The following is a 24,830-nucleotide window of genomic DNA, read 5'->3' as shown; positions in this document are numbered from 1 at the left end:
GAGGAACGAATCATGCTGGTGGACGGCAAGTGGACGGCGGACTGGCAGCCGGTGCAGGCGACCGACAAGAAGGGCGGCTTCGTGCGCCAGACTTCCGGTTTCCGTCATTGGATCACGCCCGACGGCAGCGCCGGGCCGACGGGCGAGGCCGGCTTCAAGGCCGAGGCGGGGCGCTACCACCTGTATGTGGCGCTGATCTGCCCCTGGGCCTCGCGCACGCTGATCGCCCGCAAGCTCAAGGGGCTGGAGGATGCGATCTCGCTCTCGGTGGTGGAGCCCGCGCTGACCGACGAGGGCTGGCGCTTCGGCGATTATCCGGGCTCGGACCGCGACACGCTGAACGGTGCTTCGCATCTGCACGAGCTCTATACCCGCGCCGACCCGCACTATACGGGCCGGGCGACCGTTCCCGTGCTGTGGGACAAGGAGCGCGCGACGATCGTCAACAATGAATCGGCCGACATCGTGCGCATGTTCAATTCCGGCTTCGGCACGCTGGCCCGGCCGGATTTCGAGCTTTACCCGCAGGATTTGCGCGAGCGGATAGACGCGCTCAACGAGCGCATCTATCCGCGCCTCAACAACGGGGTCTACCGGGCCGGCTTCGCCACCACGCAGCTCGCCTATGAGGAGGCCTTCGCCGACGTCTTCTCCATGCTGGACGAGCTGGAGGAGCGCCTGGGCGGCGAGGGGCCCTTCCTGTTCGGCGAGCGCTTCACCGAGGCCGACATCCGCCTGTTCGTGACGTTGGTGCGCTTCGACGCGGCCTATCACGGCCTGTTCAAGTGCAATCTGCGCCGCCTGGCCGACTACCCGGCCCTCAGCGCCTATCTGGCGCGCGTCCTCGCGGTGCCGGGCGTGCGCGGCACGGTCGATATCGACCACATCAAGCGCGGCTACTATTCGATCAAGGCGCTCAACCCCACCGGTATCGTGCCCGTGGGGCCGGACCTTCCGGGGCTCGATCCGGTCGCTTCGCGATATGCGGGGCAGGCGGCGGGCGCGCAGGCGTTGAAGGAGCCGGCATGAGCGAGGGTCTCGTCATCTTCCTGCACGGCGTGGGCAGCCGTGGCGCGGACCTTGCCCCGCTCGGCGAGATGTGGCGCTCCGCGCTGCCGGGAACGGATTTCGCCGCGCCCGACGCGCCCTTCGCCTTCGACCAGGGCTCGGGCGGCCGGCAGTGGTTCAGCGTCCGGGGCGTCACGCCCGCCAACCGGGCCGAGCGGATTCTGGCCGCCCGAAGCGCGTTCGACGGGACGATCGCGGGGATCGTAGAGGCGCACGGCCTGACGGACCGGCTGGACCGGGTCGCCTTGGTCGGCTTTTCGCAAGGCTCGATCATGGCGCTCGATGCTCTGGTGTCCGGCCGCTGGCCTGTGGGCGCCATCGTCGCCTTCTCGGGACGCCTGGCCTCGCCCGAGCCCTTCGCGCCCTCCACGCGAACCCGGACCCTGCTCGTCCACGGCGACGCCGATCCGGTGATGCCGGTGCAGGAAGGCGAAGCGGCGCTGGACGGGCTGAAACGGGCGGGTGTCGATGCCTCCCTGACGGTCCTTCCGGGCCTGGGGCACACGATCTCGCCGCAGGGGGCCTCGGCGGCGCTCGACTTCCTCTCGCGGACAATCGCCGCGTAAGCGGGGAGCGCGGGCGCCGCGCCCCGTTCTCCCCGGCCGCAGCGAAGGCGGCCGTTCAGAACACCAGCCTGAAGCGCTGCTGGGATCGTTCGATATGGTCGCGCATGGCCGCTTCCGCTCCGGCGGGGTCGCGCCGCTTGAGCGCGGCCAGGATGCGCTGGTGTTCCTCATTGGCCTCGATCGTCGCCCGCGCGTGATAATGCAGGCGGAACAGATGCACATGCGTGTGCAGCCGCATCAGCGTCTCGTGCACGATGGCATTGCCGCTTTCGGCCGCGATGCGGTCGTGGAACTCGCTGTCGTAGCGGGCGAACTCGGCGTAGCCCTTCTGGTTCAGCTTGCCGTCCATGGCCCGCATGTTGCGGTCGTCGCGCTCCAGAAGCGCGAGGGCGTCGTCGCTGATATGCGTCGCGGCCCTGGCTGCCGCGAAGGGCTCAAGGAGCAGGCGCAGCTCGTAGAGCTGCGCAAAGCGCTGCTCGTCGATCTGGCCCGCCGCGCTGTATCCGATCAGGTGCGTCTTCACCACCAGCCCCTGCGCCTCCAGGCGCGACAGGGCCTCGCGGATCGGCGTCTGCGAAACGCCCAGTTCGCGCACGAGACTGTCGACCGACAGGCGCCCGCCGGGCGCGATCTTCAGCGACATCAACTGCGAATAGATCGCCTCGTACACATCGTCGACGAGCCGGGAGGGCCGTCTGATCGGTCCGTTCGCGCCGGCATTCGCTTTGTCTCTCACCATCGTCCCCGGAAAGCAGCTTGACCGAGGCGACGCCTATCATCATAGTGCCCGCAAGACAATCAGATATCCGATAGGATTATATATTGTGGAATTGATCGCTCTCGATGAGGCCCGTGCGGTGGGCTTGCGGGCGCTGGCGAAGGCAGGGGTGCCGGACGACCACGCGCGAACGCAGATCGAGCTTCTCCTCGACGCGGAGCTGCGCGGCGTGCCCTCGCACGGGCTGCTGCGGCTCGGCCGGATCATCGAGCGGATCGGGAACGGCGTTGCCGATCCCGCCGCGCGCGGGGCGCATTCCTGGCGCGCCGAAGGGTTCCTGGCGGTGGACGGGCAACGCGGGCTCGGCCCCGTCGTGGCCAATGCGGCGCTCGATGCCATCGCGGAGCGTGCGCGCCGCACGGGCATCGCGCTGGCGGCCATCTCCAATTCGAACCATATCGGTATGCTCGGCTGGTATGTGGAGCGCATGGCGGACGAAGGCTTCACCGCCATCGCCCTGTCCACCAGCGAGGCGCTCGTGCATCCCTGGGGCGCGCGCCGCGCCATGATCGGCACGAACCCCATCGCGATCGCCGTGCCGACGGGCGAAGGCGAGCCCTTCATGATGGATACGGCGACCGGGATCGTGTCGATGGGCGAGATCCACGACCATGCGAACCGGGGGGCGCCCATCCCGTCCGGCTGGGCGCTGGATGCGGAAGGCAATCCGACCACGGACGCCGCGGCCGCCAAGGACGGCGCCATCGCGCCCTTCGGCGGGGCGAAGGGATATGCGCTCGGCCTGGCGCTGGAGCTCATGGTGACGAGCCTTGCGGGCGCGGCGGTCGGCCGCGATGTCGTCGGCACGCTGGATTCGGACCGTGCCTGCAACAAGGGCGACGTCTTCATCGTCATGGACGGCCCGCGCCACGACCTCAGCCGCTATCTCGCGGAGCTTCGGGCGCTCGAACCCGCCGAGGGATTCGAGCGCGTGCTGATCCCTGGAGAGCGGGGCCGTGAATGCAGACGCCGCAGGCTCGTGGAGGGAATTCCCGTCGCGGAGGCGGTGTGGAACCGGATGCAGGCTTTGGCAGGAGTGGAACATGTCGCCGGATGAAGCTGGAAAGGGGAGGGCCATGCCGAACTTCGGGACCTTGCGCGTTCCGCGCAACATCGTCTTCGGGGCCGGGCAGCGCCGCGCCGTGGCGGGCTACGGGCGCGAGCTGGGCTCCCGGGCGCTGATCGTCACCGACGAGCGCCTCGGGGCCGATCGGGAGCTGCGCGACCTTGTGGACGCGCTCGCCGCCGCCGGCGTCCGGTCCCGCGTGTTCGCGGGCACCATGGCCGAGCTTCCGCTCGACTGCCTGGGGGCCGGCTGCAAGGCGGGCGCAAGCTTCGGCGCCGACCTCGTCATCGGCTTCGGCGGCGGAAGCTGCCTGGACGCGGGGAAGGTCATCGCGTTGATCCTCGCCCATGGCGGCCAGCCGAAGGACTATTACGGCGAGTTCGCCGTGCCCGGGCCCATCCTGCCGGTGATCGCGTTGCCGACGACCGCCGGAACGGGTTCGGAAGTGACCCCGGTCGCGGTGGTGGGCGATCCCGAGCGGGCCGTGAAGGTGGGCATCGCCAGCCCCCACCTCATCCCCCACACGGCGATCTGCGATCCCGAGCTGACCTATTCCTGCCCGCCGGGCCTGACGGCCGCCTCGGGCGCGGACGCCATGACCCATGCGATCGAGGCGTTCACCAATCTTCGCCGCGAGGCGACGGGAAGCGTCGTCCATGAGCATGTCTTCGTGGGCAAGAACGCGCTGAGCGACCATTTCGCGCTTCTGGCCATCTCGCATCTGGCCGCCGGCTTGAAGCGCGCCTGCGACGAGGGCGGCGACATCGAGGCGCGAGAGCGCGTCATGCTCGGCTCCCTCTCGGCGGGCCTTGCCTTCGGCACCGCGGGCACGGCGGCCGCGCACGCCGTCCAGTATCCGGTGGGCGCCATGACGCACACCGCGCACGGTGTCGGCGTGGCCGTGATGATGCCCTATGTGATGGCCTTCAATCGCGACCACTGCGAGGGCGCCCTTGCCGAGATCGCAAGGGCCATGGGGCTGGCGAGTGACGAGGGAACCGTGTCCGGCGCGGCAGTCGCCGCCGTGGAGGGGGTGCGCTCGCTGTTCGCCTCGATCGGCATTCCGCGCACCATCGCCGAGCTGGGGGTTCGCGAGGACCAGCTCGCCCTCGTCGCCGAGCAGGCGCTCGGCAGCGTGCGCCTCGTCAAGAACAATCCTCGCCCGCTCGACGCCGCGTCCATGCGGCTTCTCGTGGATGCCGCCTTCCATGGCGGTGATCCGCTCGCGGACATCCCGTTTTCCGAAACGCGAAAGGCTAGCTGAACGATGAATGCGATCCAGAAGATTTCCGCGGCGCTCAGCTTCGACATCGCCTCGATTCCCACCGACCTGATGATCGGAGGGCAGTGGCGGAAGGGCCGCGGCGGCGACCGGCTCGAGGTGATCGACCCGTCCACCGGCGCCCGGATCGCCGATGTCGCGAACGCCTCGATCGAGGACGCGATGGACGCCGTGCGGGCCGCGCACGAGGCCGGGCCGGGCTGGGCGGCGACGCCGCCGCGCAAGCGCTCCGACATCCTGCGCCGCTGCTTCGAGCTGATGATGGAGCGCCGCCAGATGCTGGCCGAGCTGATCAGCCTGGAGAACGGCAAGGCGCTGAGCGACGCGCAGGGCGAGGTGGCCTATGCGGCCGAGTTCTTCCGCTGGTTCTCCGAGGAAGCGGTGCGCCTGAACGGCGAAATCTACACGGCGCCGAGCGGCGCCAACAAGATCGTGGTGGAGCACCAGCCCATCGGCGTCGCCGTGCTGGTGACGCCCTGGAACTTCCCCGCCGCCATGGCCACGCGCAAGATCGCGCCGGCGCTGGCCGCCGGCTGCACCTGTGTGCTGAAGCCCGCGACGGAGACCCCGCTCACCGCCTACGCGCTCGCCGCGCTCTATGCGGAGGCCGGCGTCCCGGACGGTGTCGTCAACGTCGTCACCACCGGCCGCGCGGGCGCGACGGTCAGCGCCATGCTGCACGACCCGCGCGTGCGCAAGCTTTCCTTCACCGGCTCCACCGAGGTGGGGCGCCGGCTCCTTCACGAGGCGGCCGACACCGTCGTCTCCTGCTCCATGGAGCTGGGCGGCAACGCCCCCTTCATCGTCTTCGACGATGCCGATCTCGACAAGGCCATCGAGGGCGCGATGGTCGCCAAGATGCGCAATGGCGGCGAGGCCTGCACGGCGGCCAACCGCTTCTTCGTCCAGAAGGGCATTCTGGAGGCGTTCTCGACGCGGTTGGCCGAACGCATGGGCGCCATGGCGCTCGGGCCCGGCTACGATGCGGCCACGCAGTGCGGCCCGGTGATCAACGCCGAGGCGCTGGAGCGGATCGACGGCCTCGTTCGCGATGCGGAGGGGCGCGGGGCGCGCACGCTGACGGGCGGCCGGCGGGCGGATCGCGAGGGCTTCTATTTCCCGCCCACCGTCCTGTGCGACGTTCCCGCCGAAGCGAGCATCACGGCCGAGGAGATCTTCGGCCCGATCGCGGCCATCGCCTCCTTCGAGACGGAGGAAGAGGCGATCGCGCGGGCGAACGACACCGAGTACGGCCTGATCTCCTACGTCTTCACCGAAGACCTCGGCCGCGCCATGCGCGTGGCCGAGAAGCTCGACAGCGGAATGGTGGGCGTGAACCGGGGGCTCGTGTCCGACCCGGCCGCCCCCTTCGGCGGCACCAAGCAGAGCGGGCTCGGCCGGGAGGGCGCCCATCACGGCATCATGGAGTTCTGTGAGACCAAATACATCGCCGTCACCTGGTAGGCGGCCACCGAAGAGGGAGGAATTCGGTTTGAAAATCACCAAGATCGAGGCATTTCAGGTGACGATGGGCAATGGCGACGGCTGGATGCCGAAGAGCGCCTTTGTCCGCATCGAGACGGAGGACGGCGCGTTCGGCATGGGGGAGGCCTCGCCCATGCTGGGAGGCTACGCCTCGCTGGTCGTGGTGGCGCGAGATCTCGCGCCGGCGCTGATCGGCAAGGACGTTCTCGACCATGCCATCCTCGTGGACCGGCTGTTCCACAAATGCGTGAAGCTGGGGCCGGAGGGCGTGGCCACCGCCGCGCTGGCGGCCGTCGACATCGCCCTGTGGGACCTGAAGGGCAAGCTCTTCGGCCAGCCTGTCTACAAGCTCCTGGGCGGCGCCTGGACGACCAGCCTTCCCTGCTACTCCTCGGTCGGCGGCAATGCCGCGCGCAGCGTGGACGAGGTGGTGAGGGAGGTCGAGGCGCGCGTGGCGAAGGAGAGACCGGCGGCCGTCAAGATTCGCTGGGACGGCGACCGGACGCGGCAGGATGTCGATATCGCCGGGGACATCGCCAAGGCGAAGGCGGTCCGCAAGCTCCTGGGCGACGGCTTCCCGATCGGCTTCGACGCCAATAACGGCTATTCCGTGGGCGGCGCGATGCGCGTCGGCCGCGCGCTGGAGGACCTTGGATACGACTGGTTCGAGGAGCCGGTGCAGCACTACAACGTGCGGGCCATGGGGGAGGTGGCCCAGCGTCTCGACATCACCGTGTCCGCCGGAGAGCAGACCTATACGCTGCAGGCGGTGCGGGACCTGATCGAGGCGGGCGTGCGCATGGTGCAGCCCGACATCGTCAAGATGGGCGGCATCACGGGCATGATGCGCTGCGCCGCGCTGGCCCATGCGGCGGGTGTCGAGCTCGTGCCGCACCAGACGCAGCCGGTGGTGGGGCATCTGGCCAACCTGCACGTCCTGTCCACCTTGATGCATCTTTCCAAGCCCGTCGAGCTGGCGGACATGTGGGAGCGGGGCTCGCCCGTCTTCGTCAATCCGGCCGAGCCGAAGGACGGGCGGTTCCACCTGCCGTCCGCTCCCGGCCTCGGCGTCGAGATTCATCAGGAGGAGTTCGATCGACGAGCCGTGCTCGTCGCGCAATGACATTTTCGCTGGGAGGCAAGCACATGATGAACCGCAGGCAGTTCCTTTCGCAGACCGCGATCGCGGGCTCGGCACTTTCACTCGGCCTAGCGGCGGGATGGGGGCCCGCCCTGGCGCAGTCGGACACGTTGTCCATCGCCCTGGCGTCCCGGACGTCGAACGGCATGAACCCGCAGAAGCCCGGCATCGCCGGCGCCGACAACTGGGTCATCTACCAGCTCTTCAACCAGTTGGTGAAATCGCCGCTCGGCAAATGGGCGACGCGGCCGGAGGAGTTCGAGCCCAATCTCGCGCAGTCCTGGGAGATGTCGGACGACGCGCGCACCTTTACCTATGCGCTTCGGGAGGGCGTGCAGTTCCACAAGGGCTATGGCGAGCTGACGGCCGACGACGTCGTCTTCACCTTCGGCCGTCATCTGGACGCCTCGATCCCGACCCTGAACAAGGTGCTCTACGCCAATATCGAAACGGTGGAGGCGCTCGATCCGCGCACGGTGCGCTTCGTCCTCAGGCAGCCCGACCCCACGTTCAACGGCACCTGCGCCTCGCAGATCACCGCCAGCATCCTTTCGCGCAGGGCCTTCGAGGAGAAGGGCGAGGGCTACGACACCGATCCGATCGGGACCGGCCCCTACCAGTTCCAGTCCGTGGACCAGAATCGCGGCCTCCTGCTGACCGCCTTCCCGGAGCATTTCGACGGGCCGCCCGCCACGCCCAACCTCCAGGTCTCCTTCATCGCCGACACGACGGCGCGCACGCTCGCCTTCGCTTCCGGCCAGCTCGACATGATCGAGGGCGTGCGCGCGCCCGGCTGGCTCCAGACGATGCGCCAGCGCTCGGCCGACACCATCTTCGACGCCACCGAGCCCGGCAGCTTCAACGAGCTTCACCTCAACCTCACGCGCAAGCCTCTCGACGATCTGCGGGTGCGCCAAGCCATTCGCTACGCGATCAACAACGAGCAGATCGCCGCCGCATTCGGCGAGCTGGCCACGCCCATGGTCGGCGTCATCGCGCCGCAGTTCGAGGGCTCGGTGACGAAGGACGAGCTGCCGCCGGAGCTGCGCTACGACTACGACCCGCAGAAGGCCCGCGCCCTCCTGGCCGAGGCGGGGCATCCGGACGGCATCACCATCCCCTGCTACACCAGCCAGCGGGAGGACTACGCGACCATCAGCCTCATGATCCAGGAGCAGCTTCGGGCCGCCGGGATCACGCTCGACATGCAGATAGTCGATCATTCGACGTTCCGGTCCGACAACCGGCTGGATCGCAACAGCCTGCAGCTCTACTCGTCGAGCTTCCCGCCCGTCCCCACGCAGCCCTTGGTGCAGATGCTGTCCGCCGCCGCCGCCGTCAAATCCGACGGGAGCGGGCAGGACAATTTCAGCCATTACGGCGTCGCCATGGAGGGTATCGACGCGCTGATGGCGGAGGCGGAGAACGAGCCGGATTTCGACCGGCGGATCGCCATCATCAAGGAAGCCGAGAAGAAGATCCTCGCCGATCTGCCGACCCTGGGCATCATCACGCTGTCCTACGTCATCGCCCGCAACCCGCGCGTCGATCTGGGCTACGAGGTCGAGGGCGGCCCGGCCTACTGGTCCCTGGCCCGGGCCAGGCGACTGGCCTGACGAGGAGAGCCCCATGTCGAGAACCCTCTATGTCAGGCTCCTCGACGCCGTTCCGACGGTGCTCCTGGTCCTGACCCTCGTCTTCGTGGCGCTCCGGCTCCTGCCGGGCGACCCCGCCATGGTCGCGCTGGGCGACTACGCCACGCCGGAGCAACTCGCGCTGTTCCGGGCCCAGATGGGGCTCGATATCCCCATCTGGCAGCAGTACTTCGTATTCCTGAAGGACATGCTGACGCTGGATTTCGGCCAGTCGCTCATCTCGGGCCAGCAGGTCACGACGCTGATCTGGCGCAACCTGCCCTTCACGCTGGAGCTGACGCTCGCCGCCGTGCTGATCGGCATCCTCATCGGCATCCCCTTCGGCGTCTGGGCCGCCGTGAAGCGCAATCGCCTGCCGGACTCGGGGATGCGCACCTTCTCGCTGCTCGGATACGCCATACCCGACTTCTATCTCGGCGCTCTCCTGCTGATCGCCTTCGCGCTCAACCTGCAATGGTTCCCGATCAATGGCGGGGGCGAGGGGTTCGTCGACCGGCTCCATCACCTGGTGCTGCCGGCGGTGACGCTGGCGACGATCAAGATCGCCTTCCTGGGGCGCCTCACGCGCACCTCGATCCTGGAGGTCCTGTCGAAGGACTATGTGCGGACCGCGCGCGCCAAGGGGGCGGGGGAGCGGCGGGTGATCTACCGCCATGCCCTGCGCAACGCCCTGTTGCCCGTCACCACCGGCATCGGCCTCAGCATCCTGTCCACGCTGTCGGGCTCGGTGGCGGTGGAGCTGGTCTTCAACCGGCCGGGCCTGGGCAGCATGCTCGTCACCGCCATCGCCGAGCGCGACTACCCGGTGATCCAGGCCGGCGTCGTCATCTTCGCCCTCAGCGTCGTCGTGGTGAACCTCCTCGTCGATCTCGCCTACGCCTTCATCGACCCACGCCTGAGGGGGAACTGATGACCGTTTCCGACGCCAACACCGCCATCGTCGCGGCGCGACCGCCCTCCAGCGTCCTCCGGCGGATCGCCTTCGCCAAGCCGACCACCACGGTCGCGCTCGTCGTCATCGCCCTCTATCTGGCGATGGCCCTCTTCGCGCCCTTCATCGCTCCCTATGATCCGCTGGCGCAGAGCTACTTCGCGATCAGCGCCTATCCCTCGGCCGAGCACTGGCTGGGCACCGACCAGTTCGGCCGCGACGTGCTCTCGCGCCTGATCTACGGCGCGCGCAACTCGCTGACGCTCGGGCTGATCGCGCCCGTCCTGGCGGCCGTCATCGGAACGGCGCTCGGGGTCTCGGCCGGCTATTTCGGCGGGCTGATCGACCGCATCGTCACGCGGCTGATCGACCTTCTCCTGTCCTTTCCCGAGCTGCTTCTGGCGATCATCATCGCGGCGGCGCTGGGCGGAGGCTTCTGGAACGTCGTCATCGTGCTGACGATCGCCTTCGTCCCCGGTTTCGCGCGCGTTTCCCGGGCCGCGACCCTCTCGGTGAAGGAAGAGCCCTATGTCGAGGCGGCCGTGTCGATCGGGGTGCGCACGCCCGTGATCATCCTTCGGCACGTGGTGCCGAACATCTCCGCCTCGGTGGTGCTTCTCCTGACCTTGTGGATCGCCTCCGCGATCCGCCTGGAGGCCGCGCTCAGCTTCCTGGGCATCGGCACCCGGCCGCCGAGCCCGAGCTGGGGCAACATCATCCGGGACGGGCTGGGCAACGTGTTCGGGACGCCCTGGCCGATCATCGGGGCGGGCTGCGCGATCACCATCATCGTGCTGGCCTTCAACATCCTGGGCGACACCGTTCGCGACGTTCTCGATCCGGAAGCGGCTGAATAGCCATGAAGCTCCTCCGGTACGGACCGCCGGGCCGGGAGCGGCCCGGCATGATGGACGACGCGGGAGAGATCCGGGACCTCTCGCCCCACATGCGCGACCTCGACGGCGATGCGCTGGGGCCGGAGAGCCTCGCGGCGCTCGGCCGGATCGATCCGGCCACGCTGGCGCGGGTCGAGGGCGCCGTGCGCCTCGGCGCCTGCGTGGCCCGGCCCGGAAAATTCGTCTGCCTCGGGCTGAACTATGCCGACAACGCGCGCGCCCTCGGCCTGCCGAGGCCGCAGGAGCCGGCCATCGCCATGAAGCCGCTTTCGGCCGTGTGCGGCGCCGGGGACGATATCGAGCTGCCGCGAGGCTCGGCGGCCACGGACTGGGAGGTCGAGCTCGGGGCGGTGGTGGGGCGCCGGGCGCAATATCTGGAAGCCGGGGAGGGGCTTGCCCACCTCGCCGGCTACTGCCTCGTCAACGACCTGTCCGAACGCCACTTCCAGGCGGCGCGGGGCGGGGATTCGAGCAAGGGGCGGGGCCATGACAGCTTCGGCCCCGTCGGTCCCTATCTGGTGATGCGCGACGAGATACCCGATCCGCAGGATCTGCGGCTCTGGCTGGAGATCGACGGCGAGCGCGTCCAGTCCGGCTGGACCGGCGACATGTTCTTCGGCGTGGACGAGATCGTCGTCCATCTTTCGCAGTTCATGACGCTCCTGCCCGGGGACATCATCGCCACCGGAACCCCGGCGGGCATCGGCGCCGGCATGAAGCCGCCGCGCTTCCTGCGGGAAGGGCAGATGGTTCGTCTCGGCGGGACGGGGCTGGGCGAGCAGGCGCACCGTGTCACCGCCCCGTTCGGCACATGAACAAAACGGCCGGCAGGCCCGTCGCCCGCGCGGCGAGGCATCGAACGGCAGGAGGAAACCCATGTCGATGACGCAACAGCATTCCATTCCCGCAGCGAGACCGGAGGCGGCGGTTCTCCCCGAGGCCGCGCTCAGCGTTCGCGGCCTCAGAACCTCGTTCCGCAGCGGCGCGGGCTGGACGCCTGTCGTCCGGGGCATCTCCTTCGACGTTCCGCTGGGGCAGACGCTCGCCATCGTGGGCGAATCGGGCTCGGGCAAGAGCGTCACCGCCATGTCCATCATGCGTCTCCTGCATCGCGAGAAGACCCGCATCGAGGGGCAGGTGATGCTCGACGGGCGCGATCTCCTGGCGCTGGACGAGGAGGAAATGCGCAAGGTGCGCGGCAACGCCATCTCGATGATCTTCCAGGAGGCGATGACGAGCCTCAATCCCATCCTGACGATCGGGGAGCAGATCGCCGAGGCGCTGACCCTGCACAAGCCTCTGAGCAAGCGCCAGGCGCGCGAGGAAGCGCTGCATCTCCTGGAGAAGGTGCGCATCCCCGCGCCGCAGAAGCGCCTGAACGAATACGCGCATAACTTCTCCGGCGGGATGCGCCAGCGCGCCATGATCGCCATGGCGCTGGCCTGCAAGCCGAAGGTGCTGATCGCCGACGAGCCGACCACGGCCCTCGACGTGACCATCCAGGCCCAGATCCTCGAGCTGATCAAGCAGCTTCAGGAGGAGGAGGGCATGTCCGTCCTCTTCATCACCCACGACATGGGGGTCGTGGCGGAGATCGCCGAACGCACGATCGTCATGCTGAAGGGGGAGATCGTGGAAAGCGACGCGACCGAGGTGATCTTCCGGAACGCCGCGCACCCCTACACGCGGATGCTGCTCACCGCCGTGCCGCAACTGGGCGCGATGAAGGGAGAGCCCTACCCGAAGCCGTTTCCCGAGGTCGATCGCGCGACCGGGCTGGCGAAGCCGCTGGCGCTGGAGCTGCAATCGACGCCCCCGGAGGACGATCCGCTTCTTCGGGTGCGCGGCCTGACCAAGCGCTACGATATCCACACGGGCCTCCTGCGCCGCGTGTCCAGCCGCATTCACGCGGTCGAGAACATCTCGTTCGACCTGCGCAGGGGCGAAACCCTGTCGCTGGTCGGGGAGTCGGGCTGCGGCAAGTCGACCACCGGGCGGGCCGTGATGCACCTGACCAAGCCCAGTGCGGGGTCGGTCCTCCTCGAGGGCAAGGACATCGCGGCGATGACGGGCCACCAATTACGCAATGCGCGGCGGTCGGTGCAGATGATCTTCCAGGACCCGTTCGCCAGCCTCAGCCCGCGCCGCACGATCGGCGACTCGATCGCCGAACCCTTCCTGACGCACGGGCTCGGCTCGGCCGAGGACGCGCGCAAGCTCACCGCGGACCTCCTGGAACGGGTCGGCCTGTCGCCCGACATGGCCGGGCGCCTGCCGCACCAGTTCTCCGGCGGGCAGCGCCAGCGCATCTGCATCGCCCGTGCCCTGGCGCTTTCGCCGAAGGTCATCGTGGCGGACGAATCCGTGGCCGCGCTCGACGTTTCGGTGAAGGCGCAGGTGATCAACCTCCTGATCGAGCTCCAGAGAAGCCTCGGAATCTCCTATCTCTTCATCTCCCACGACATGGCGGTGGTGGAGCGGATCAGCCATCGCGTGGCGGTGATGTATCTCGGCGAGATCGTGGAGATCGGTCCTCGGGAGCGGATCTTCGGCAACCCGCGGCATCCCTATACGAGGAAGCTCCTGGACGCGGTTCCGCTGCCCGATCCCTCGCGGCGCGGCATGAGGCGCCTCATCTCGAACGACGAGATCAAGAACCCGCTCCGCGCAGCGGATTACGTGCCCCCGCAGCGATCCTACGAGGAGGTCGCGGAAGGGCATTTCGTGCTCGCATGAGGGCACGGGAAGAGCAGGGCCGGTGAACGGGGTATCCATATGATGCGAATGGAAGACTATCGGCTGCGGGGCGTCACCGCCGCGCAGGCCACCTATCTGGGCAGCGAGGCGCTTGAAGTGCGCATGTCGCCCGCCGACTGGCAGGACCCCGCCCGCGAGGCGCTGAGCGACCGCGACTTCATGGCATGGCTGCCGGTCGACTTCCATGACGGGACGATCGAGGCGGAGGTGGCGAGCGTGCTGGCGCCGGGCGCGCCGGACTATGCCCGTGGCTTCATCGGCCTCGCCTTCCGCATCACACCGGACGGGCGCTTCGAGAGCATCTATCTGCGCCCGGTCAACAGCCTCGTGGACGATCCTGTCCGGCGCAATCGCAGCGTCCAGTACGTGGCCTATCCCGATTTCCGCTTCGACCGGCTGCGCGAGGAGGCGCCGGGCCGGTACGAAACCCATGCCGACCTTGCGCTGGAACGCTGGATCGCGATGCGCATCCTTGTGAAGGGCGCGCGCGCCGAGCTTTACCTCGACGGGGCCCCGGAGCCCACGCTGGTCGTGCCCGACCTCAAGCACGGCGCCGATCTTCGCGGCGGGGTGGGGTTATGGCTCGAATCGGGAACCATCGCCTATTTCCGCAACCTGCGCATCGACACGCGGGACTGACGGCGGGTGAGGCGCGCGCTTCGCATCAGTCCATGATGCGCCGGTCGAACCGCCGCCGCGCGTCCTCCACCTCGTCGAAATGGGCCAGCGTCCATGCGTAGAGCGCCTTGAAGGGCGTTTGCAGCGAACGGCCGAGCGGGGTGATCGCGTACTCGACCGCCACCGGCGAAAGGGGAATGACACGTCGCGAGACCAGTCCGTTGCGCTCCAGGCGGCGCAGGCATTGCGTCAGCGCCTTCTGGGTCACGCCCTCCAGATGGCGCTTGATGGCGTTGAAGCGCATGGGGCCGTTGTCCAGCACGGTCAGCACCATCATCGACCATTTGTCCGCGATCTGGTCGAAGAGCAGGCGGCTGGGGCAATCGACGGCGAAATGCTCGCATTCGGCCACTAGGTTTCCTCCGGTATACTTGGGGGAGTTGAAGTGCGTTATTGACACTAGGTCTATGATGTATACCTAAGCCGCTCCCGCTTCAACGGAGCTTGTCCAGCATGACGTCCCCGGTCGACGCCCTCTTCCGCCCCTTCCAGCTGAAGTCCCTGAGCCTTCCCAACCGCATCGTCATGGCCCCGATGACGCGCACCTTCGCGCCGAACGGCGTGCCGGGCGAGGCGAACGCGGCCTATTATCGCCGGCGCGTCGAAGGCGGCGTCGGCCTGATCCTCTCCGAGGGCACGGTGATCGACCGCCCGGTCTCGCGCAACGAGCCGGGCATTCCCTTCTTCCATGGGGAAGAGGCGCTGGCCGGCTGGCGGGGCGTCATCGACGCGGTCCATGCGGCGGGCGGCAAGATGGGGCCGCAGATCTGGCACACCGGCTCCACGCGCGGCATGAGCGGCTGGGAGCCGGAGACGCCGGTGGAAAGTCCGTCCGGGCTCGTCGCGCCGGGCGAACCGAGGGGGGAGGCCATGAGCGAGGAGGCCATCGCCGATACGGTGGCGGCCTTCGCGCGCGCCGCGGCGGACGCCAGGCGCCTCGGCTTCGACACGGTCGAGATCCATGGCGCGCACGGTTATCTCATCGACCAGTTCTTCTGGCAGGGCACGAACGAGCGTACCGACCGCTATGGCGGCGCGACCATCCGCGAGCGCTCCCGCTTCGCGGGCGAGGTGGTGGCGGCCATCCGCGCGGCGGTCGGCCCCGACTTCCCGATCATCCTTCGGCTCAGCCAGTGGAAACAGCAGGACTATAAGGCGCGCCTGGCCGAGACGCCCGACGAGATGGCGGACTGGCTCCAGCCGCTGGTCGATGCCGGCGCCGACATCCTCCACTGCTCACAGCGGCGATATTGGGAGCCGGAGTTCCCGCAGATCGACGGCGAGAGCGGCCTCAACTTTGCCGGCTGGGCCAAGAAGCTGACGGGCGCGGCCACGATCAGCGTCGGCTCGGTCGGCCTGTCGGGCGAGTTCCTCGCCGCCTTCTCGGGCGAAGGCTCCGCGACCGTGGGAATCGACCGCCTCGTCGAGCGCATGGAGCGCGACGAGTTCGACCTTATCGCCGTGGGCCGGGTGCTGATCAGCGACCCGCAATGGGTCGCGAAAGTGCGGGCAGGCGACTCGGCCGGCCTGAAGGGCTTCGACGCAAAGGCTCTCGCCGAGCTCGTCTAGGGATCGGATCCCGGACTTGATGGTGCAGCGGCCGGCGAAGGCGGGCGCGCGATCGAGGCTTCGTTCGCGCGCTCCAAGGGGCTGCCCTTTCCGCGAAGGCTGCGGCGACCGATTCTGGAGGCCCTGGCTATCCTGCCGAGAGAGCGGTTCCCGCCGCCGCTATTCCACAAGCCCGAGGATCGGCCCGTAGCCGCCATGCCAGGAGAAGTCGTTGCGCCTCATCTCCGGCAGGTAGATTCCAGCGCCGCGGCCGCCGTCGAGGAAAAGCGCATTCGGGCAAGCCAGATGGTCGCGGAACAGCCGGGCGAAGTCGTAGAAGTTGACGCGGCCGTCGCTGATGGCGAACCGGACCTCTCCTCCTTCGCACACGCCCACGCCGCTGCGGCGCGTCCTGTCGGTGGAGCCGGGAATGAACGCGGGGTGCAGCCTGTTCTCGATGACCAGCATCGGTCCCGATTGAGTGGCGAAGCGCACATCCGGCCGCTCGGCGAGGTATTCCTCGGTGGGAAGGATGCCCGCGCCGGCCTCGCCTAGAAAGAAAATGCCGTTGGGCTTCTTGTAGAAGTTGGGGACCCGCGACGGCGGGCCGTCAACGCTGGCCGTATCCGCCGGTCGCAACTCGCCACCATTCTCGACATGAAGGCCGACGGGCGAGAAGTCGGTCTGGTACATGCCCGCGTTGATTGCGAAGATCAGCGCCCGCCCCTCGTTGCCGAGCGCCGCGGCCAGATTGGAGAAAGTGCGATAGGGGCCGCCCTCGGCATTCTGCCAGACGAGCCGCAGGTCGGACACGGCCGGGTCGATCGTGCAGACGACATAGCCGGCCCCCTCGAAGCTCTCCTCGGCGCATGGCCCGGCTTTTGCCGGCTGCGTGAGGGGCGCGGCAAGCAGCGCCAGCATCGCCGCCTTCAACGCGCTCCCGGAAGATGCCCAGACAGCCATGCCATGTCCTCGCTTCGTGTCAGCCATCGGCCAATAGCAGAACAATGCCGGATTTCTGAAGGCAGACGAGCGCGGGCATTCGCGAGGTCGCATCGGCTTCCTCGTGAAGAATGGTGCCCTGCTCGTTATCGACGACATGCGGGAGCGTCGTGGCGTTTGGGAAAGCACCGGGTCGTGGGGGGAGGGGGCCGGTTCCCGCCGAAGTATGATGTTGCCTGCCGGATATCGCGGGGCTATCAGCCCCGATGATGCTGGATGTTGTCGCTCTATATCGCTTCGTGCCGCTCGAACGTCTCGAGGCCCTGCGCGAGAATCTATCGTGCCTGTGCCGGGACAACGGCCTGCGCGGCACGATCCTCATCGCCTCGGAAGGCATCAACGGAACTGTCGCGGGCACGGCCGCCGGAACCTCGGCCCTCATCGAAGCGCTCGAGGCGATCTGCGCGATCTCGAAAGGCGAGGTCAAGCATTCCAAGGCGAGCCACTGGCCCTTCTCCCGGATGAAGGTGCGCATCCGCCCCGAACTGATCACCATGCGCGCGCCGGAGGCCGATCCGTCCCGGCAGGCCGGAACCTATGTCGCCCCGGCCGACTGGAATGCCCTCATCGAGGCGCGGGACGTCCTCGTGCTGGATACCCGCAACCGGTATGAAACGAAGGTCGGAACGTTCGAAGGGGCCGTCGATCCGCGGATCGACAGTTTCACGGAGTTCAAGACATTCGTCGAAGCCGAGCTGGATCCGGCCGTGCATCGCAAGGTGGCGATGTTCTGCACCGGCGGCATCCGCTGCGAGAAGGCTTCCAGCTACATGCTGTCGAAGGGTTTCGAGACCGTCTATCACCTCAAGGGCGGTATCCTGAAGTATCTGGAGGACATCCCGCCGTCCCGCTCACGCTGGAACGGCGAATGCTATGTCTTCGATGGGCGTGTGGCGGTCGGGCATGGCCTGAAGCCCGGCACATGGATCGCCTGCCATGCCTGCGGCGAACCGCTCGGCGAAACGGAGACCCGCTCGGCTGCCTACGAGCCGGGCGTGTCCTGTTCCCATTGCATCGAAGAGCTGACCGACGAGCGCGCTCGCGATCTGCGGGCCCGGCACCGGCGCCTTCTGCAAACGCCCTCCGGGTCGCAGGCGGATCTGTCGACGCCTCGCCAGATCGCCGATAGCTGACGATCCTGGAGGGCACGCCGACAGAACGGTCTCCGAGAGACCTCCGGCCTGCCCGGACCGATCGCCAAAGTCGGATAGCCGAGTGAGGCAAGCCATCGCCGCGCTCGGCGTTCTCACCGCCCGCCCCTCGGCCTTCAGCGGCCTCCCGCTCGTCATCGTCGCGCGCGGCCTCCAACTGCGCCTGGCGCTGGCACGCATCGTGGCTATCGCCCTGTTGCTGGCCGGCGCCCTCTTTTCGCTCGTGAAGGGGCTCTACTGGGAAGAGGCGCTGGTGCTCACCGCCATCGCCGCGCTCCTGGGCGCCTACGGACCGGCTATCGCAAGCGAGACTGGCGCGCCTTCCGGCCGACGCCGCGTTGGCTCGCTCTGATTGAACCGCTTCTCGCGATCGCCGCGTCAATCCTGGCCCACTGCATCGTCGGTCAATCCTGAATACGCATCCCGCAGCGACCATCTTCACGGGCCGGTTTCGTTAAGTGAGGGGCAGGGCACTGTCACGGCCGGCGGCCGTCAAGCTGCGCACCCTCGGCGACTGGTAGGCCTGCCGGAAATAGTCGCGGAACGCTTCGGCCGTGCGGGTCAGTCCGCTCTCGCGGCTCCAGGCAAGGCCGACATCCATGGTCGGCACCTGGTCGTTGAGCACTACCGTCTCCAAGCGTTGGCCCTCCAGCGACCAAGGGCGGTAGACCATGTCGGACAGGATGGCTACACCTTGTCCGCTGGCCACGAGCGAGCGCACTGCCTCCACGGACGAGGTGCGCAGCGCGACGTTGGGTTCCATCTGGGCCGCGCGCCAGTAGCGGACCGAACTCTCCTCCGCCTCGTCGACGGTGAGCATGATGTAGGGCTCGTGCAAAAGGTCCTGCAAGCCTAGCGAATCGCGTTTGAGCAGCGGATGGCGCGAGGTGAGCCAGAGACGGCGGGGTGAGGCGACCACGCGCTCTGCGGCAATGCGCAGATCGTTCACGTTCGAGGTGAGAAGCACCGCGATGTCGAACCGCCCGTCCGTAAGTCCGGCCTCGATGGACTGCCGGTCGGTCTCATGCAGCCGGATGTCGAGGCCCGGATAGGAGCGTCGCAGTCGGTGCAGATGGTTGGGCAGAAAGTAGCCGATCACGGTGTAGGTGGCCGCCACTGACAGGTGCCCCTCGATGGCCGCCGAGGGGAGACGCAGCGTGCTTGCCTCCTCTACCTTTTGCAGGATGTCGTAGGCATGGAAGAGAAATTCTCGCCCCGAAGGGGTCAGCTCCATGCCGGAGGGTGAGCGCCGGAACAGCTCCACTTCGATGCCTCTCTCAAGGTCGCGGATCGCGGTGGTGACCGCCGATTGCGAGATCGAGAGCTCCACGGCAGCCTGCGAGATCTGGCCCAGCTCCGCCGTGGCAACGAAATAGCGGAGTTGGCGCAGGGTAAGCATGGCTGACCTGAGGCGGGCGACGTTCTGTTTTTACGATAGCTTACCGCGTGAAAATAGAATTTTCAAAGAGGCCGATGATTTTCTAGCCTCCTTCCACCCTAGCGAAGAAGGATCCGGGCGAACGTGCAGGCGGTAGATATCAATTGCGACATGGGCGAGCGCTTCGGGGTTTGGCGCCTCGGCGGAGCCGACGACGCGGCGCTGATGTCGCTGATCAGCTCCGCCAATATCGCCGCAGGCTTCCATGCGGGCGATCCTGACCTCATCGCGAGCACCGTCGCGCTGGCGGTCGAGAACGGGGTCGCGATCGGGGCCCATCCGGGTTTTCCTGACCTCAAGGGCTTCGGGCGCCGGCGTATGGAGGGTCTGCCGGAGGAGTTCGTCAACGATATCGTCTATCAGGTGGGGGCGGTCGCCGAGTTCGCGCGCCGGAGCGGTGATGCGCTCGCCCACGTCAAGCCGCACGGGGCACTCTACATGGAATTGGCCCGCAGCGAGGCAATGTCCGCTCTCTTCATCGATTATATGCGCATGGCGCGCCCTGACACGCCGATATTTTGCATGGACGTCTCGCACACATGCCGGATCGCGCGCGAGGCCGGTCATCCGGTCGTGCGCGAGTTCTTTGCCGATCGCGACTACGGCGAGGACGGTGCCATCGTCTTCACGCGGCGCGTCGGCGCTCTCGATCCGGCCGCTATCGCCGACAAGGTGCTGAAGGCCTGCCGAGAGGGGCGGGTGACGGCGGTGACGGGGCGCGAGGTGGATATCGTCTTCGAGTCCGTCTGCTTCCATTCCGACACGCCAGGCTCAACCGAGATCGCCCGCGCCATACGCGAGCGGCTGGACGGTGCCGGCATCGACATCCGCCCTGTTTCCCAGAACTAGACGAGGACACGCCATGCCCAAGCTCGAGATCCGTGCCCCCATGCCCGGCGTGTTTTACCGCCGTCCCTCGCCGGACACCCCGCCTTTCAAGGCGGACGGAGACCCCCTTTCGCCGGGCGAGGTGGTGGGACTCATCGAGGTGATGAAGAGCTTCCACGAGGTGAAGGCAGAAGTCGGCGGTGCTGCGCTCGCCTTCCTCGCTGAGGACGGAGATGCGATCATGGCGGGGCAGGTCCTTGCTGAGGTGGAGGACTGAGCAGCATGGCGATCGGCTCCCTCCTCGTCGCCAACCGCGGTGAGATCGCGGTGCGTATCCTGCGCGCGGCGAAGGCACTTGGCATTCGCACCGTGCAGGCCTACAGCGCCGCCGACGCGGACTCGCTCGCCGTGCGCATGGCCGACGAAGCCGTGCTCATCGGCCCGCCGCCCGCCGCCAAGTCCTATTTGAACGGCGCCGCCATCATCGAGGCCGCGAAGGGGCATGGCGCCGACGCTATCCATCCGGGTTATGGCTTCCTCGCCGAGAACGCCGATTTTGCGCAAAGCGTGGAGGCTGCCGGCCTTGTTTTCGTCGGTCCGTCGGCGCAGGCGATTCGTCTCCTCGGGGACAAAGTAGCCGCGCGCGAGGCCGCGCGCCGGGCGGGCGTTCCCACCGTGCCGGGCAGCGAGGGGCGAATCGCTGATGCGCGCGTCGCCCGCGAACTGGCCGCAACAATGGGCTTTCCGGTGATGATCAAGGCCGCAGCCGGCGGGGGTGGGCGGGGCATCCGCATCGTCTCCGACGCAGGCGCCTTCGAGACCCAGTTCGCGCAGGCGAGCGCCGAGGCGCTGGCCGCTTTCGGCGACGGTAGCCTCTATGTCGAGCGCTTCATCCCCCGTGCGCGCCATGTCGAGGTGCAGATCCTGGGCGACGGCAAGAACGTGATCCATTGCTTCGAGCGCGAATGCTCCGTCCAGCGCCGTCGCCAGAAGGTATGGGAGGAGGCGCCGGCCTTCGGCCTTACAGACCCTCTGCGCGCGGCGCTTTGCGAAAGCGCCGTCTCGCTCGGCCGCTCTGTCGGCTACCGGGGCGCAGGCACCGTGGAATATCTTTACGACCCGGATGAAGAGCGCTTTCACTTCATCGAGGTGAACACGCGCATCCAAGTCGAGCACCCCGTGACCGAGATGGTGACAGGCATCGACCTTGTCGCCGAGATGATCCGCATCGCCGGTGGCGAGAGGCTGTCTATCCGGCAGGAGGATGTGCGCCTGGAAGGGCACGCCGTCGAGTGCCGCATCAACGCGGAAGATCCGGCCGCCGGTTTCGCGCCGCAGCCGGGGCGCGTGGATGGGCTCGCCGTACCGAAGGGCCCCGGCATCCGTTTCGACACCATGCTCTACGACGGCTACACGGTGCCGCCCTTCTACGATTCGCTCCTCGGCAAGCTTGTCGTTCACGGGGCTGACCGCGCCGAGGCCATCAGCCGAATGGGCCAAGCGGTGGCGGCGCTGCGGATCGGCGGCGTGAAGACCACGGCGCCGCTCCACGCCGCGCTCGCTGCCAGCGAGGAACTTCGGGCCGGCCAGGTACACACGCGCTGGCTGGAGGATTGGCTGGAGCGCACGCCGCTGACGCGGCAAGAGGAGGTGGCCTGATGGTGCGATACACGTTCGGCGGCGACGAGCACCTCTTCGTGGAGGTTGCCGAGGAGATGTCACTCGACGCCTTCTTCAAGAGCCTGTCCATGACGCGCATTCTCGCCGGGAAAAGGATCGAGGGTGTCACGGAGATCTGCCCGGCCAACGCTTCCTTCCAGGTGCGCTTCGACCCGGACGTGATCGCGCCGGATGCGATCCTGGAAACGGTGCGCGCGATCGAGGCGGAGGCAGAAGGAGCCGAGCCGGTCATCGACACGCGCCTCATCGAGGTGCCCGTCTTCTACCGCGACCCGTGGACGCACGAGACGCTGATGCGCTTCCGCGAACGGCACCAGGACCCATCGGGCACCGATCTTGAATATGCCGCGCGCATCAACGGCTACGACAGCGTGGACGACTTCATCGGCGCTCATTCGGGCTCGCCCTGGTTCGTCTCGATGGTTGGCTTCGTGGCGGGCCTGCCTTTCATGTACCAGATGGTGGAGCGCGAGCGGCAGCTTCAGGTGCCGAAGTATCTGCGCCCACGCACTGACACGCCCAAGCACACGGTTGGCTACGGAGGATGCTTCTCCTGCATCTATTCGGTGCGCGGGGCAGGAGGCTACCAGATGTTCGGCATCACGCCGATGCCGATCTTCGATCCGCAGGAGAAGGCCGCGCATCTCTCCGACTTCATGGTCTTCTTCCGACCGGGAGACATCGTGAAGTTCCGCTCGGTCGATCGCGAGGAGTATGACCGGATCGTCGCCGAGGTGGAAGAAAACCGCTTCCGCCCCCTTATGCGCGAGGTGCGCTTCGATCTTCGCGCATTCAACACAGATATCGCGGGTTACAACGCTGGTCTGGAGGCCGTAATTCATGGCGTTTGAGGTTCTCCACCCCGGTATTCAGACAAGCGTGCAGGATCTGGGGCGGCCGGGCTACTTTCATCTCGGCATCCCGCTCTCCGGCGCCATGGACCGCTTCGCGCTACGTGCTGCCAACCTTCTCGTCGGCAACGAGGAGGGCGCGGGCGCGCTGGAGGCCGTCTTCGTCGGCCCCAAGCTTGCCTTTCGCGCCGAGACGGTGATCGCCGTGACGGGCGCCGAGATGCCGCTGCGCATCGACGGCAAGGAGCATCCCGGTTGGACCGCGATCCCGGTCAAGGCGGGGCAGGTGCTCTCCTTTGATTATCTGAAGGCGGGCGCGCGCATCATCATCGCCTTTGCCGGCGGCATCGATGTTCCCGAGCAACTGGGCAGCCGCTCGACCTATGCCATCGGCGCGCTCGGTGGCTTCAAGGGCCGCCCGCTCGCGGCTGGTGACGTGGTGCCGCTCGGGGAGCCCAGCGTCGTGGCGGTGGGGCCAGGTGTCGATGAGGATATGCGCCGGTCGATGGGCGCGGAGGCGAGCCTTCGCGTCCTGCCCGGCCTCTACGAGCACCGCCTGACGTCCACCGCGCTGGACCGCTTCTTCGAGGAGACATGGAAAGTGGCGCCCGAGGCGGACCGGATGGGTTACCGCTTCCGGGGCGGCAGCCCGGTGGAGTTCGTGGAGCGCGAGCCGCCCTTCGGCGCGGGCTCGGACCCTTCCAACATCGTGGACAGCTGCTACCCCTACGGCTCCATCCAGGTGCCGAGCGGCACGGAGCCCATCGTACTCCACCGCGACGCGGTGTCAGGCGGCGGCTATTTCATGCTCGGCACGGTGATCTCGGCCGACATGGACCTCATCGGGCAGCTCCAGCCGAACACGAAGACGCGCTTTCTGCGCGTGAGCATGGAAGAAGCGCTGGCCGCGCGTGCCGCGGAGGCAGGACGCCTTGATCGCCTTCGCGCCGCGTTCAGGCCGCGATGAGGTAGGGCGCGAGATGGCCGGGGTGGGGAAGCACGGCTACGATCTTGAGCTGGGCGATGGTGCGCTCACACGCCTTGGCAAGATGCGTCTCGAGCATCCGGGCCGCGCCCGCCTCCGAGTCGGCGAGGATGAGTTCGGAGATCATCCTCAATTCGCGGATGGAGGAGGTGTCGGCCGGAAGACCGAGCGCGAAGAGCGCCCGTTGCGAGGCGCGCAGCATCTTGCGGTTGCTTGCGACCAGCCGGCGTACGTCGCCGTTGGGGGCGGGAAGGATGGCGAGGCTGGCGAAGCTCTCCACGAGGTCGAACCAGGCTTCCGGCGTCGTCACTGTTCTCTCGGCGGCCTCCATGCGCGAGCAGAGCGCGCGCAGGGCGAGGCGATCCACGAACGGGGCGGCCGCGCGCAGGGCCGCGCCCTCCAGGATGACGCGCAGCTCGAACTTGTCGCGAATCGAGCGGGCGGTGAGCGGCACGGTGAACCAGCGCGAGGTGGAGTTCTTCGCTACCATACCCCGTTCCTGAAGGCGGCCGAGCACGTCGCGGATCATGGTGCGGCTCACCTTGAAATGGTCCGCGAGGTCGTTCTCTACGATGCGGTAGCGGCCGAAGACGAGGCAGGAAGCGATGTCGCCCTCCAGCCGGTCGTGGACGCGCTTCCAGCTTGGGCGCGCGTGCCCTTCGGCCCCTGGCTCGTCGATCACGAGGTCGAGCGCGTCGAGATCGGCACGCACGGGGGCGAGCGGGTGGCCGGGCGGGCCGACGAGATAGCCGCGCCCGTCAAAGCGGCTGACGAGGCCGTCCGCCTCAAGAAGCGCCAGTGCCCGCTTCACAGAGCTTCGGGAGATGTTGAGGAGGCGCGCGATCGGGCCCTCCAGCAACACCAACCCGGGCGAGAGCGTACCCTCGTCGATGTTGAGGCGGATGGTCTCGGCTGCCGAGCGGAAGAGGGGAAGGCGTTCCGTTGTCTGCGGCAGGCGACTCATCTCGGAGAATCCAGCGTGGACCGCGTTTGTGGCAAGTCGCGACGGGCAATTCAACCATGCGATCAAGAGCTATGGAATAC

At 67.7% G+C, this 24,830-nt stretch carries 25 protein-coding genes; 20 read left to right on the top strand and 5 right to left on the bottom strand.

The window, feature by feature from the left end:
• The first annotated feature begins 12 nt into the window (after positions 1–12).
• On the top strand, positions 13–1,029 hold the full coding sequence (locus J7654_RS03095) for a glutathione S-transferase family protein (protein WP_209738114.1): 1,017 nt from the start codon (positions 13–15) through the stop codon (positions 1,027–1,029).
• Complete coding sequence (locus J7654_RS03090; protein ID WP_209738112.1) at positions 1,026–1,634, top strand: alpha/beta hydrolase; 609 nt, start codon at positions 1,026–1,028, stop codon at positions 1,632–1,634. Before J7654_RS03095 ends, J7654_RS03090 begins: the two co-directional genes overlap by 4 nt.
• A 55-nt stretch (positions 1,635–1,689) precedes the next feature.
• On the opposite strand, the gene J7654_RS03085 is transcribed toward J7654_RS03090, so the two are convergent.
• The gene (locus tag J7654_RS03085) at positions 1,690–2,373 is read right to left on the bottom strand and encodes a GntR family transcriptional regulator (RefSeq protein WP_209738110.1); all 684 of its coding nucleotides are present in this window, start codon (positions 2,371–2,373) and stop codon (positions 1,690–1,692) included.
• A gap of 94 nt (positions 2,374–2,467) precedes the next feature.
• On the opposite strand from J7654_RS03085, the gene J7654_RS03080 reads away from it, so the two are divergent.
• The 10 genes from J7654_RS03080 (at position 2,468) to J7654_RS03035 (ending at position 14,264) form a co-directional block, all read left to right on the top strand.
• On the top strand, positions 2,468–3,469 hold the full coding sequence (locus J7654_RS03080; RefSeq protein WP_377946608.1) for an Ldh family oxidoreductase: 1,002 nt from the start codon (positions 2,468–2,470) through the stop codon (positions 3,467–3,469).
• Between the two features lie 19 nt (positions 3,470–3,488).
• Positions 3,489–4,742 carry an iron-containing alcohol dehydrogenase gene (locus J7654_RS03075; RefSeq protein ID WP_209738106.1) on the top strand — a complete coding sequence of 418 codons (1,254 nt, stop codon included), beginning with the start codon at positions 3,489–3,491 and terminating at the stop codon, positions 4,740–4,742.
• Positions 4,743–4,745: 3 nt separating this feature from the next.
• Positions 4,746–6,224 (top strand): NAD-dependent succinate-semialdehyde dehydrogenase, encoded by a 1,479-nt coding sequence (locus J7654_RS03070; protein WP_209738104.1) that lies wholly within the window; start codon positions 4,746–4,748, stop codon positions 6,222–6,224.
• A 28-nt stretch (positions 6,225–6,252) separates the two neighbouring features.
• Positions 6,253–7,368: a mandelate racemase/muconate lactonizing enzyme family protein gene (locus J7654_RS03065; protein WP_209738102.1), complete on the top strand. Its 1,116-nt coding sequence runs from the start codon at positions 6,253–6,255 to the stop codon at positions 7,366–7,368.
• 23 nt (positions 7,369–7,391) lie between these two features.
• A complete protein-coding gene (locus J7654_RS03060; RefSeq protein ID WP_209738100.1) occupies positions 7,392–9,002 on the top strand; it encodes an ABC transporter substrate-binding protein in 1,611 nt (536 codons plus the stop codon).
• 13 nt (positions 9,003–9,015) lie between these two features.
• Positions 9,016–9,951 carry an ABC transporter permease gene (locus tag J7654_RS03055; RefSeq protein WP_209738098.1) on the top strand — a complete coding sequence of 312 codons (936 nt, stop codon included), beginning with the start codon at positions 9,016–9,018 and terminating at the stop codon, positions 9,949–9,951.
• A complete protein-coding gene (locus J7654_RS03050; protein ID WP_209738096.1) occupies positions 9,951–10,829 on the top strand; it encodes an ABC transporter permease in 879 nt (292 codons plus the stop codon). Before J7654_RS03055 ends, J7654_RS03050 begins: the two co-directional genes overlap by 1 nt.
• A 2-nt stretch (positions 10,830–10,831) precedes the next feature.
• Positions 10,832–11,683, top strand: a complete 852-nt coding sequence (locus tag J7654_RS03045) for a fumarylacetoacetate hydrolase family protein (RefSeq protein WP_209738093.1) — start codon at positions 10,832–10,834, stop codon at positions 11,681–11,683.
• Between the two features lie 61 nt (positions 11,684–11,744).
• Positions 11,745–13,604: an ABC transporter ATP-binding protein gene (locus J7654_RS03040; RefSeq protein ID WP_245195611.1), complete on the top strand. Its 1,860-nt coding sequence runs from the start codon at positions 11,745–11,747 to the stop codon at positions 13,602–13,604.
• A gap of 39 nt (positions 13,605–13,643) precedes the next feature.
• Positions 13,644–14,264: a LamG domain-containing protein gene (locus J7654_RS03035; RefSeq protein WP_209738091.1), complete on the top strand. Its 621-nt coding sequence runs from the start codon at positions 13,644–13,646 to the stop codon at positions 14,262–14,264.
• Between the two features lie 25 nt (positions 14,265–14,289).
• On the opposite strand, the gene J7654_RS03030 is transcribed toward J7654_RS03035, so the two are convergent.
• On the bottom strand, positions 14,290–14,613 hold the full coding sequence (locus J7654_RS03030) for a winged helix-turn-helix transcriptional regulator (RefSeq protein ID WP_209740151.1): 324 nt from the start codon (positions 14,611–14,613) through the stop codon (positions 14,290–14,292).
• Between the two features lie 143 nt (positions 14,614–14,756).
• Between J7654_RS03030 and J7654_RS03025 the strand changes: the two genes are divergently transcribed.
• Positions 14,757–15,872 carry an NADH:flavin oxidoreductase gene (locus J7654_RS03025; RefSeq protein ID WP_377946603.1) on the top strand — a complete coding sequence of 372 codons (1,116 nt, stop codon included), beginning with the start codon at positions 14,757–14,759 and terminating at the stop codon, positions 15,870–15,872.
• 159 nt (positions 15,873–16,031) lie between these two features.
• On the opposite strand, the gene J7654_RS03020 is transcribed toward J7654_RS03025, so the two are convergent.
• The gene (locus J7654_RS03020) at positions 16,032–16,814 is read right to left on the bottom strand and encodes a phosphodiester glycosidase family protein (protein ID WP_209738087.1); all 783 of its coding nucleotides are present in this window, start codon (positions 16,812–16,814) and stop codon (positions 16,032–16,034) included.
• Positions 16,815–17,059: 245 nt separating this feature from the next.
• Between J7654_RS03020 and trhO the strand changes: the two genes are divergently transcribed.
• Together trhO and J7654_RS03010 are read left to right on the top strand one after the other, a co-directional pair.
• Positions 17,060–17,986 (top strand): oxygen-dependent tRNA uridine(34) hydroxylase TrhO, encoded by a 927-nt coding sequence (trhO, locus tag J7654_RS03015; RefSeq protein WP_209738085.1) that lies wholly within the window; start codon positions 17,060–17,062, stop codon positions 17,984–17,986.
• An 82-nt stretch (positions 17,987–18,068) separates the two neighbouring features.
• Positions 18,069–18,356 (top strand): hypothetical protein, encoded by a 288-nt coding sequence (locus J7654_RS03010; protein WP_209738083.1) that lies wholly within the window; start codon positions 18,069–18,071, stop codon positions 18,354–18,356.
• A gap of 102 nt (positions 18,357–18,458) precedes the next feature.
• On the opposite strand, the gene J7654_RS03005 is transcribed toward J7654_RS03010, so the two are convergent.
• On the bottom strand, positions 18,459–19,403 hold the full coding sequence (locus J7654_RS03005) for a LysR family transcriptional regulator (protein WP_209738081.1): 945 nt from the start codon (positions 19,401–19,403) through the stop codon (positions 18,459–18,461).
• Between the two features lie 150 nt (positions 19,404–19,553).
• Between J7654_RS03005 and J7654_RS03000 the strand changes: the two genes are divergently transcribed.
• The 5 genes from J7654_RS03000 to J7654_RS02980 are packed head-to-tail and all read left to right on the top strand — an operon-like array spanning position 19,554 to position 23,768.
• Positions 19,554–20,291 carry a 5-oxoprolinase subunit PxpA gene (locus tag J7654_RS03000; RefSeq protein ID WP_209738079.1) on the top strand — a complete coding sequence of 246 codons (738 nt, stop codon included), beginning with the start codon at positions 19,554–19,556 and terminating at the stop codon, positions 20,289–20,291.
• Positions 20,292–20,304: 13 nt separating this feature from the next.
• Entirely contained in the window at positions 20,305–20,547 is a 243-nt protein-coding gene (locus J7654_RS02995; RefSeq protein ID WP_209738077.1) for an acetyl-CoA carboxylase, read from the top strand.
• A 5-nt stretch (positions 20,548–20,552) separates the two neighbouring features.
• Positions 20,553–21,929 (top strand): acetyl-CoA carboxylase biotin carboxylase subunit, encoded by a 1,377-nt coding sequence (locus tag J7654_RS02990; RefSeq protein WP_209738075.1) that lies wholly within the window; start codon positions 20,553–20,555, stop codon positions 21,927–21,929.
• Positions 21,929–22,801 (top strand): 5-oxoprolinase subunit B family protein, encoded by an 873-nt coding sequence (locus J7654_RS02985; protein ID WP_377946605.1) that lies wholly within the window; start codon positions 21,929–21,931, stop codon positions 22,799–22,801. The genes J7654_RS02990 and J7654_RS02985 overlap by 1 nt, the downstream gene beginning before the upstream one ends.
• Entirely contained in the window at positions 22,791–23,768 is a 978-nt protein-coding gene (locus J7654_RS02980) for a 5-oxoprolinase subunit C family protein (protein ID WP_209738073.1), read from the top strand. Before J7654_RS02985 ends, J7654_RS02980 begins: the two co-directional genes overlap by 11 nt.
• Here the strand turns inward: J7654_RS02980 and J7654_RS02975 are convergent.
• Positions 23,755–24,750 (bottom strand): GntR family transcriptional regulator, encoded by a 996-nt coding sequence (locus tag J7654_RS02975; RefSeq protein ID WP_209738071.1) that lies wholly within the window; start codon positions 24,748–24,750, stop codon positions 23,755–23,757. The genes J7654_RS02980 and J7654_RS02975 overlap by 14 nt on opposite strands.
• Positions 24,751–24,830 lie beyond the last annotated feature (80 nt).

This window comes from Aureimonas populi (assembly GCF_017815515.1).
Classification (GTDB): domain Bacteria; phylum Pseudomonadota; class Alphaproteobacteria; order Rhizobiales; family Rhizobiaceae; genus Aureimonas; species Aureimonas populi.
Note: the sequence above shows the minus strand (reverse complement) of the source record. Positions and strands in the feature narration are given on the sequence as shown.